General features: G+C 60.3%; 12 protein-coding genes. 4 read left to right on the top strand and 8 right to left on the bottom strand.

What is annotated here, in order from left to right; translation table 11 throughout:
* Positions 1–311: 311 nt before the first annotated feature.
* Genes OKC29_RS22615 through OKC29_RS22595 form a run of 5 tightly spaced genes read right to left on the bottom strand, consistent with a single transcriptional unit; the run spans position 312 to position 4304 of the window.
* A complete protein-coding gene (locus tag OKC29_RS22615; protein ID WP_015060223.1) occupies positions 312–734 on the bottom strand; it encodes an antitoxin MazE-like protein in 423 nt (140 codons plus the stop codon).
* Positions 731–1051 (bottom strand): BrnA antitoxin family protein, encoded by a 321-nt coding sequence (locus OKC29_RS22610; RefSeq protein WP_045286807.1) that lies wholly within the window; start codon positions 1049–1051, stop codon positions 731–733. Before OKC29_RS22610 ends, OKC29_RS22615 begins: the two co-directional genes overlap by 4 nt.
* A complete protein-coding gene (locus tag OKC29_RS22605) occupies positions 1011–1289 on the bottom strand; it encodes a BrnT family toxin (RefSeq protein ID WP_015060221.1) in 279 nt (92 codons plus the stop codon). The genes OKC29_RS22610 and OKC29_RS22605 overlap by 41 nt, the downstream gene beginning before the upstream one ends.
* A gap of 41 nt (positions 1290–1330) precedes the next feature.
* Complete coding sequence (gene traI, locus OKC29_RS22600; RefSeq protein ID WP_033996285.1) at positions 1331–4003, bottom strand: TraI/MobA(P) family conjugative relaxase; 2673 nt, start codon at positions 4001–4003, stop codon at positions 1331–1333.
* The gene (locus tag OKC29_RS22595) at positions 3984–4304 is read right to left on the bottom strand and encodes a plasmid mobilization protein (RefSeq protein ID WP_021029055.1); all 321 of its coding nucleotides are present in this window, start codon (positions 4302–4304) and stop codon (positions 3984–3986) included. Before OKC29_RS22595 ends, traI begins: the two co-directional genes overlap by 20 nt.
* 360 nt (positions 4305–4664) lie before the next feature.
* Between OKC29_RS22595 and OKC29_RS22590 the strand changes: the two genes are divergently transcribed.
* Genes OKC29_RS22590 through OKC29_RS22575 form a run of 4 tightly spaced genes read left to right on the top strand, consistent with a single transcriptional unit; the run spans position 4665 to position 7028 of the window.
* The gene (locus OKC29_RS22590; protein WP_232048283.1) at positions 4665–4970 is read left to right on the top strand and encodes a protein mobC; all 306 of its coding nucleotides are present in this window, start codon (positions 4665–4667) and stop codon (positions 4968–4970) included.
* Between the two features lie 12 nt (positions 4971–4982).
* Positions 4983–5666: a nucleotide-binding protein gene (locus OKC29_RS22585; protein WP_015060218.1), complete on the top strand. Its 684-nt coding sequence runs from the start codon at positions 4983–4985 to the stop codon at positions 5664–5666.
* Entirely contained in the window at positions 5659–6309 is a 651-nt protein-coding gene (locus OKC29_RS22580) for a protein mobE (RefSeq protein ID WP_270669786.1), read from the top strand. Before OKC29_RS22585 ends, OKC29_RS22580 begins: the two co-directional genes overlap by 8 nt.
* Positions 6306–7028, top strand: a complete 723-nt coding sequence (locus OKC29_RS22575) for a hypothetical protein (protein WP_015060216.1) — start codon at positions 6306–6308, stop codon at positions 7026–7028. The genes OKC29_RS22580 and OKC29_RS22575 overlap by 4 nt, the downstream gene beginning before the upstream one ends.
* 24 nt (positions 7029–7052) lie before the next feature.
* Here OKC29_RS22575 and OKC29_RS22570 read toward each other — a convergent pair whose 3' ends face one another.
* The 3 genes from OKC29_RS22570 to OKC29_RS22560 all read right to left on the bottom strand — a co-directional run.
* On the bottom strand, positions 7053–7880 hold the full coding sequence (locus tag OKC29_RS22570) for a 3'-5' exonuclease (RefSeq protein ID WP_011270172.1): 828 nt from the start codon (positions 7878–7880) through the stop codon (positions 7053–7055).
* 385 nt (positions 7881–8265) lie between these two features.
* On the bottom strand, positions 8266–9177 hold the full coding sequence (locus OKC29_RS22565) for a DNA-binding protein (RefSeq protein ID WP_033996289.1): 912 nt from the start codon (positions 9175–9177) through the stop codon (positions 8266–8268).
* A gap of 305 nt (positions 9178–9482) precedes the next feature.
* A partial coding sequence (locus tag OKC29_RS22560; RefSeq protein ID WP_205684880.1) for a hypothetical protein occupies positions 9483–9736 on the bottom strand: 254 nt, incomplete at its 5' end.

Below are 9736 nucleotides of genomic sequence, written 5' to 3'. Positions count from 1 at the left end.
AACGTCAAACTCTATGGCCTCAACCTGACAGGCCGCATGCTTAGCGTACGATTTTGTCCGTTTTCTCTACCGTCCCCATCCAGGGGCTGATCGGTCGCCAGCGCGACCAGAACCGGCTTGAGGTTATCATTCGTGCAGCGGACTCCTGATACTGTTCGTTCAATAGACGACTGCACAACAGCCTTCAAACCGCGTTGTCTGGTGCAGTCGTCTTCTGAAAATGACAAAAACCGCCCCTTGCGGCAACTGTCCAACAAACCACCGTTTGCTGAACACTTGCCGGGTTACGATGAAACACCAACAAATGCCGCTCACTGCCTGCCCTGCCACGCCTTCACGGCCTCGGCCTGCGCCTGTGCCGCATATCCTTCATCGAGACTGCCGAAGGTGTCCGCCGCTACCTCGTCCATTAGGGTCTGCAAGGCCGTGTCGGCACTATCCGCTTGCGCAACAAGTTGGGCCTGTCGGCGGGCTTCCATCGCTGCCTCGGCGGCTTGCAAGTCCTCTCGGTCTTGCAGTTCCTCCACGATGTTTTCGCGCCAAGTCGCATCACTGCCCGCCTCGTTGCATAGCTCGCTGAGACGCTGCGCGGCATCCTCTGAACGAGCAAAAAGCCGCGCACATCGCAGGATGCGGGCGGCTTCTTCCGGGTTGCCTCTGGCTTGGTCGAACAAGAGCATTTCGCCCACGGCGGCGAGGGCTTCAAGCTCAAGCTGCTTGTCGTCGCCGCTCATTTCGCGTGCGCCTTGTGCGCCTCAACGTAGGAGCGCAAAACAGCATTCATGCGCGACTGATAACGCTTGCCGGTGTGCTTGAAGAACTCCAACACTTCGGCATCAATGCGCAGCGTGATTTGCTTCTTGGTGTGGGGCAATTGCTCCGCTGCCTTCATCCAGACAGCATCAGGCAGATAGGGTGCATCGCTATAGTCGATCTGCTCATCCGGCATCGAGGCCACGGCATCCAGTCGCGCCTTCTGCTCGGCGCTCAACTGTGGCGGCTTCTTGAGGTCAAGAGTTCGCTTCACGATATTGCTTTCTTTCGTCGGCATTTGCTTTCCTCGCAGAGATAAGGCGGATGGTTTCCTCGTGTCGGACGGTGTAGACCACATACAGGACAGCCGAGTAGGCAAGCCCAATCGTTGCCCAACGATCTTCCCCGTAGTCCTCGCGTCCGTCGTAGGCTTCAACCCGCCCGGAGTCGTAAAAAACAAGCTCGGCATCCTCGAAGGAAACGCCGTGCTTTTTCAGGTTTCGTGCCGCTTTATCGGCGTCCCATTCAAGTTCCATTGTGTTCTTATTGTAGCGTCTTTTTGTAGTTACATCAAGTCTTATCGACTCATGCCGGGTGAGTTGTCGCGCTCGATCTTCTGCGCCTTGGCCTGCTCCTGCTGGCGTACAGGCTCGCGCCCTTCCAGCTTCTCCCACTGCTGGCGGTACTTCCCAAGCTCGGCGGCTTGCCGGTCGCCTGCGGCGCTGTAGGCATAGCGGGCGGTGCGCTGCGCGTAGTCGTTCCAGTCGCGCCCCTCGTCCTTCTGCCGGGTGGCCGGGGCGCACTGGCGGATAGCGCCCTCGATGGCGGCTTGATCGTGGCCGGTAACGCGCATCCGCACGGCAATCATGGAATCCACGCGGGACAAGTCCACCTCGCCGCCACGCTGCCGCTTGATCACGTCGCGGTAATGCCGCTGGTAAGCGTCGATCGCGCTGCCGCTGGCCGCTGCAAGCTCCAAGGCGGGCTTGGCTTTGCTGCGTTCTGGCTGCTGCGCCTTCAAGGCGGCCTGACGCTGATACTCGGCGTCGATCTGGCTGGACAGGGCCAGCGCCTTGACGCACTCGCGGCGCTCGGCCTTGAGCAAGCGCACTTCGGGATAGCTGCCGTCCTCGCGCTGGTGCTTGGGCTTGCGATTCTCGTAGCCGGGTGCGCGGTGCGGGTGGATGGCTCCCGATAGCTTCGGGTCGCCGTATTCACGGTTCAGGGCATCGCTCAGCCGGTTGCCCACGTCCTTGTCGTGGGCCGTCCCCAGCTTCGGCACGGTGATGATGGCCTGATAGTTGCCGGGGCTTGATTCCAGCACAACGGCGGGCCGGTAGCCGTCACGGATAAGCCGCTCCAGCTTCTCCCGGTTCATGTCGTCGATGAGGATGTGATGCTTCTTGTCCGATAGTGGCGTGTAGTAGAGGTTTTCGCCCCGGCGCTGTAGGCGCAGCATCTCCGGCGTGCGCTGCTCGATCTCCTGCGGCGTGAAGCCCCGCGTGATGCCGTCCTTCTTGTCGAGGATGAAGGTTTGCTTCCTTCCGTCTGCCTGCATCTTGATGGACGTTACCCGGTAGCGCTCCGCGCCTACCGCTTCCGCGTACAGCTCAAACTGCTTTAGCTGCTCCGATTTCATCGCCTGCGCCCTCTCCTGCTGTATCCGCTGCCGCTCCTGCTGGATGCGCTCCTGAAGCTCAGGATTCGTGATCTTGAAACCGTGCTCTGCTGCTAACTTCGCGCACATGGCCTTGTATTCGTCGTTCCCGGTTACGGTGAAGCTGCCCCACTTCTGCGCCGATAGCTGCAAGGCGGCAAGCGTGCTGTCCCGGTTGCGCCAGTCGTGAATATCGATGCTTTTTCCCTTGTCCACGAAAGACACACCCCCGCCCGCCCCCGCTTCTTCCTTCCGGCTGTAATGCACCTGCTGGCCCACGATTTCAGGCTGATAGGCGCGGATGTCTCGCGGCGTCGGCGGCTCGCCGCTCGCGCCCTCGATGCGCTGCGGCTCGCTGGCGCGGTGCCGCCACTGCTCGGCAAGCTCCGGGCTTTTCTGCATCCGCTGCCACTGCTCCAGGTCGGGATAGGGCCGGAACTGCTGCCGGTGCTGCTCGCGCTGCTTCTGGTGCTTCTCTTTCAAGGCTGCTTTCTCTGCGGCCTGCTCGGCGGCAATCACGCTGCGCATGGCGTTGAGCACTTCGCCCTTACCCTTCCAGTTGCCGCGCATGAGTTCATCGCGGCGGGCTTTCTGCTGCTCGGCAATCTGCTTGCGCTCCTGCTCCTGCCGCTTGTCCAGTGCCAGCTTGGCCGCGTTCTTTTCCGCGTAGTGCGCCTTGCGCCCGGTGATGTAATCCTTCCATCCCGGCACGTCTGGCTTGATCGGCTCTGGCTCGCGCTGTGCTACCTGCTGACGCTGCGGCGGCGGCTGGTAAGCTCCGAGTCGCTTTTGTAACTTGGATAGGCTCGCGTCCCGGTCTGCGCTGCTGGCCTTCACGCCAACATCACCGACAAAGAGCGTCGCCCCGCTGCCTGTTTTCTCGTAGCGCATCCCCTTGGCTGCTAACTCGCGGTGCAACTGCTCCCACGTCTGCGCCTTTTTGATGATCGGTGCGCCGTCCTCAATGGCGATGCGTTCGGCGGATTTCTCCCCGGTGCGGTTTTCCATGTCGCGCTTCGGCTGGGCTGGCTGGCGCGGCTTGTCCTTGTCGATGTGCTCCCGGCCTAACTCACCATTCTCCAACACCTGATAACGCCCGTTCTGCTCACGCTGCCAGCCTTGTGCGTTCTCGATTCGTGCTATCGCCTTGTGCGCTGCCTCAATGTCGAAGCCGTTATTGATCTTCACCACCTTGAGCGTTTCAGGATGCACGCGGTTGATGGCAAGGTGCAGGTGCAAGTTGTCCGTGTCGGCGTGCAAACCATAGATGGCTTGATGGTCTTTAACACCTAGCTCATCCATGAAAATGCTTACCGCTTCTTCGACCTGCTCCGGGCTGGGCTGCTCGCCTTCTCGCCAACTCAGGACATAGTGATTGATCGTGTCCTTGCTTCGCACTGCCTCTTGTGACAAGGCAATCATTTCTGCCGTCTGGCTCTGTGGTTCATCGGTGATGAATCCACGCGCCCCGGCATGGATGCACTTCTCCTGCGAGTTCTCACGCTCCGGCTCGCGGATGTAGTCGGTTAGGCGAGAAACGCGAACCGCCTTGCTTGCTGCCTTCTGCGGGTTCTTAACCTTCTTGACGATCACGGCTCAGTTTCCCGATGTAGGCTTTCAGGGCCACAAGTGCCCCGGCTGTGTCCTTGTTGTAAATGCCTCCGCTTTCGTTGTGGATGTGCTTGAGCAATCCACCGATGCGCCGCAGCTCCTTGAGCATCACAGCGTCAGCGTTGGCAATGATCGGCCTGCCGAAGTAGCGGCGGCGGACAAGCTCGGACATGCTCAACCCGGCAAGGTCGGCATCCTCTTTCAAGCGGGCCTTCTCCGCTGCGGTCAGCCGTACATTGATAACGGCGTCCAGCGGTTCCGGCCCCTGCGTTTCAAATGGCATCGTGTCTCCTTCTCGCCGGGGCGGGGGGCGGGGTGTGTCTTGGACAGTAAGAAGCGAGAGCGCCGCACTGTCCGGGGTCAAGGGGATACCCCTTGCAGGATAAGCCAGACCGTGAGAAGCGAAGCGCCGAATGGGCAGGCGTCCGTTGGAACCACGTGGCGAAGCCATGTGTGTTACAACGGTCATCCTGTATTGCTCATCCGCTCTACTATCGTATCAGCAGTTTAGGTGCACGGGACGCACTTTGCAACAAGCACAAATGGCGCTATGCTGTCAACTCCGCAACAAGTAAGCAAAGGAGTTAGCACGATAAAGCATACGACAGAACAGCTAGAGGCTATCGCTGCAAAGCTGCGAGAGATGCCGCCAGTCGAGAAAAAGAAGCAAGAGCACAGCAAGCAAGATGCCGTGCGCATACTCTCGAAGGAAATCGCCTTGTTGCAAAAGCGTGGATACACGCTTGACCAGATTTCCGAGACGCTGCGCGGTGAAGGTCTGAGCATCGCAACTCCAACACTCAAGAGCTACTTGCAGAGAGCAAAGCCAGCGAAAAAAGCTCCGGTGCACGCACCGGGAGACACACCCCGCCCCCGCCCCGCCGTCAAGAAGCCTGCGGATACATCAAAGGCGACATTCACCCCGAAACCTGACAGCGACGACATTTAAGGAGTAAGCAACATGGCGAAAAGCATTTACCTGATCGGTGGCAGCAAGGGCGGCGTTGGCAAGTCGCTTGTCACGATGGCAACGGTTGATTACCTGCAAGAGCGCGGCGAAAGCGTCTTGCTGATTGAGTCTGACACCTCTAACCCGGACGTATGGAAAGCCTATAAAGAAAGCACGGAAACGGAGCTTATCAATCTGGATGAGGCGGACGGATGGATTCAGCTAGTGAACTTGTGCGATAGCAAGCCGGATAGCGTCGTGGTAATCAACACGGCAGCACGGAATAACAAGGGCGTGAGCGCCTACGGTGAAACACTGAATAGCACGCTTGAAGAACTCAAGCGGAAGCTGGTCACGCTGTGGGTGATTAACCGCCAACGGGATAGCCTCGAACTGCTCAAGGAATACATGGACGCAATTCCGAATGCGGATGTTCATGTGGTACGCAATGGACACTTCGGGGAAGAAAATAAGTTCGAGCTTTACAACGGCTCCAAGCTGCGCACGGCGGTAGAGGAACGCGGCGGGAAATCGGTGACATTCCCGGACATGGCCGACCGTGTGAGCGATGACATTTACAGCAAGCGCATGAGCATTGCGGTAGCACTCAAGGAATTGCCCATTGGCAACCGTGCGGAGCTTACGCGGTGGCGCAACGAGGCCAAAAAGGTATTGGAGGCCGTAGTCCATGAGTGACCTAGACGACAGCTTTGCAAAGCTGCTCGGCAGGCAACCTAGTGACGCGGAGCGGCAAAGTCTTTACCGGGTTCGGGATGCACTCGGCCTGAAAAACAATGATGCGCTGTGGCTGGTGCTCATGTCCTTGCAACACTACCAAGGCCAGTATGAGAAGTTCCCGCAAGCGATAGCACAAGCAGCCAAAGATACCTTGGTCAATTTCAAGGTAACGGCGGATGCAACCGTGAAAGCATCAGCGGAAGCAGCCAAGGCGGATTTGGCGCAAGCGGTAGCAGCAGCAGCGCAAGAGGTCGCGCACAACACATCAGCAAAGCAGATGTGGCAGTGGGCGGCGGGCTGCATCGCCGTGGCCTTCCTGTGCGTCGGCCTGTTCGGCTGGTACATGCACAGCAGCGGCAAGGATTCGGGCTATCAGGCCGGATACGGCGCCGGATACGGCGCGGGATACACCGAAGCCAAGGACGAGAAAGCGGCGGCGGCATGGGCCAACACGCCAGAGGGGCGCTTGGCCTACCGCTTCGCTCAAACGGGAAGCCTCGCCAGCTTGGCGAAGTGCGATAGGCCGGGGTGGTACGTCGAAAAAGGCGTGTGCTACGTCAAGCCCGCATCGGATGGCACCTACGGATGGAGGTTGCCATGAGAATCAAGATCAAAGGAGAAATCACGGCAGAACGCCTAGCGGAAGCACTGCACGCAGCAGCAGAAAAATACGAAGCTGTGAGGCCGGGGCACAAGGTCTATGGGGCCAATCTTTACCTCACGGCATTCGATGCGGATGGTCTGCCTTTCGATCTGGTAGACCATCGCGGCGAACCGCTTTCGATCACCATCGAGGCCAAGTCTGGCGAACTGGTAAAACCAGCACTCACAGCAGAGGGTGAAGCACGCCGACAGAAAGCCAAAGAGGAAGCACGAAGGCAAGCTGAAGAAGCGGAAGCTGAAGCACAGCGCAGACACAGGCAAACCTTAGACGAATACGAACAGGAGCGGCAAAAACGACGGAAAAAGGAAGCCGAAGCAAGAAAGCAATTTGAGGACGCGAACGCAATCACTGCCGAACTCTTGAAAACCATGCCGGAACGCTTCATCGACGAACTGAACAAAACCGTGCAAGGCGTTTGGGACGACCTCAAGCCAACCGAAACGCAAGGCAAGAAGAAGGGCCAGCCGAAAGCACTACCAGTCTTTTCCGTCCATGCGGACGGCCTGTTGCTCTCCGTCGAGACATGGAAGAACCCACGCCGGGTGCTCAATCCGCTTTGCACACTTCAGCACGGAAAAATAGCCCCATTCTGGATGCACGAAGCGTGGTTAGAAGCCATGTGTGGGATGCGAATAAAGATTCATCCGTACAAATAAAGTCTCATTCTTTGAAATAGAGTTTCATCCTAAAACAGAGGGCAAAGCCTCCTGCGGGACGGTGGCCACTTTCGGCCCTGCCGGTCGCCGTCCGTTCGTGCGGCGCTGCAAGTATCGCAGCACACCCAGCGTCATGCGGGCGTCGGCAAGGGCGCGGTGTGCGCCGTCTTCTGCCACGCCGCAGTCGGTCGCAGCCTCGATCAGCTTCAACCATCGCCAGCGGTCGCGGCTCCGGTCGTACTCTCCATGCCACTCGGCATACATCAGCATCGCGCAAGCGGTCGTCAACACTGGCGCGGTGATTCCGTGTATCTGATAGGTCTGCCGCAGCAAGCGCGCATCAAAAGCGACGTTGTAGGCAACGACGGTTCGGCCAGCAACGGCGGCGGCGTACTGCTCGGCCACCTCGGGCCAGCTCGGCGCACTGGCCACCATGGCGTCGGTGATTTTGTGAATCGCTGTCGCCTCGACCGGGATTGGCCGGGTCGGGCGTACCAGCGTGTCGAGGATCGGTGCGCCGGTCACGTCGAGTATGGTTATCTCGCAAATCTCGGCGTCATCACCGAGGCCGGTGGTTTCGGTGTCGAGCACAATGCAGCCTGCGGCGATCAGGTCTTTTGCCTGCGCTGCGACGTGCTGGCGACGGACTTGGGCACGCCCAGGCATCCAGCGCCACGGCACGCACTCGGCTGGGTTGTACACATCATAAGCCCCCTGACCTTGCCAGACACTGCCAGCGGGCTTGGTGTTTAGTCCCGGCATGAGGCGGAGGCGTTCCTTGAGGTGCTTACGGCATAGAAGCCCCTTGGCCTCTGCTTCGGTCGGGGTGAGGTGTTTTCGGGTTTTGGGCATACGCCCCCCTTGTTGGTGTCTCAGTCCCGGCGGTAGTGGGCGACGATTCAGACGCTCGAAAGTATGAGACTTTATTTTCACGATTCAGGCCGCGCCCAATGCCACGCGATCCTTTCAGAATGACACTTTACCCGCCTGCCAAGCCTGAGTCTTTCAAAACAGTCCTGAAAATTGGCGTAGCTTAGGATGGGACTTTATTTGCATCCCACAGCTTCGCTGTCTGCGGCCTCTCTCGCCCACCATGCAGGCCGGGCGGCTGCGGATGACAGCGCCCCCACGGCCCACAATGCAAGCTCCTGATCGCCCAGGTTCGCAGCCTGCACGATCACCGCCCCAAGCTGCCGCAACTCATCGGACAGCGCCTGAAATTCTGCGGCGCTTGGCATCACTCGCCCCCCTTCCCTTTCGGTGCCTTCGTGGCCTTCTCGGCGGCCTCGGCTTTGTCCTGCTGCCGTTGCAGCGCCTCAAGCTGCCCGGTAAGTCGTGCGGCCTGCTCGCGGGCCTCTGCTGCCACCTTGCGAGCCTCGTCACGCTCGGCCTGCGTCTGCCGGGTTTCCTGCGCTGCTGCGGCGCGGGCGGTGTCGTGGGCCTGTGCAGCCTTGGCGGCCTGCTGCTCGATCTGCTCGGCGCGGGCCTCTGCGCGGCTCACACGGTCGGCGCACGCCTCCAGCTTGGCGGCCAGCACGGCGGCCTGTTGTTCGGTGGCGGTGCGGCCCTGCTGTGCCTCGGCCAGTGCGGCGCGTAGGCGCTCAAGCTCGGCGGCCTGCTCGCTCACGCGCTCGGCCTGCGCCTCGATCTTGTGCCGGGCGGTTGCCACCTCCAGCCGGGCAGACTCTGCCGCCTGCTGCTCGCGCTCGATGCGCTGCTGCGCCTCGGCCAAGTCGGCGGCCTGCTGGGCGGCTTTGCCTGCCAGCGTGTCGCGCTCAGTGGTCAGCACGGCCACCTGCTCGGCCAGCTCGTCGCGTTCGCCTTCCAGCACCTCGCCAGCGGCGGCCAGTTCGGCGGCCTCCGCCTGCGCCTGCACCAGACGGCCCTCGATCTCGCCGCGTGCCCGCGATGCGGCCCGCTCGATCTCGGCGGCAATGGCAGCGGTCAGCGCCTGCGGCAGTTCCGGCGCAGCGGCTGCGGCCACCGGGCGGGCCTCGCGCCACGCGGTCAAGTGCTTGTGAATAGTGTTCGGGCTGCCGGTGTCGCCCAGCTTCTCCCGCACCGCCCGGATGGTCGGCTGCTGACCCTCGCCTGCCAGCGCATCAGCGACGGCGGCGACCTGCTCAAAAGTGATGCCCTGACGTGCCATGATCGTTGCTCCTTTCGTACCATATCAGCGTAAATCGTACCAATACAGATATGATACGCAATACAGATACGATATGCGAGCGGTTTTCGTAACGTACCGCTGCCCGGTCGGCTGCTCGTTTTTGGTGAAACACCGTGCTGACGCCTCGCCTTCGGCTCGTTGTCGGCCAGAAACGGGCCTACAGCGCGTTTTGAGAGGGTAAGAAAGGGGGCAGGACGAAGGGCGAAGACCGCTACCCTGCCCCCAGAGCCTCACGGCGGCGAGTGGCCTCCGGCGGCCCTGCCGGGGGCATCTTGCAAACACGATCAAGGCGACAGCCGTTTGACCGCATCCACAAATGACAATCTGAACAGGTGCATGGTCAGGTCGATGGCACCGCCGCCCTGCTCTTTCCGCGTGTCGTACCACTTCGGCCCGGTCGCCAGTAGCTCAACACCGCCGCCACCAATGGACACATTCAGCCGCACCGTAGCTTTGTCCTTGGGGTTTGGGGAGCAATGGAACCAAAAACCAACGTAAGCTCTGAATCCCACCGTAAAGGGGCTTTCCGATCTCCAGC

It is taken from the genome of Aeromonas sp. QDB34 (genome assembly GCF_027705405.1).
Lineage (GTDB): Bacteria > Pseudomonadota > Gammaproteobacteria > Enterobacterales > Aeromonadaceae > Aeromonas > Aeromonas hydrophila.
Note: the sequence above shows the minus strand (reverse complement) of the source record. Positions and strands in the feature narration are given on the sequence as shown.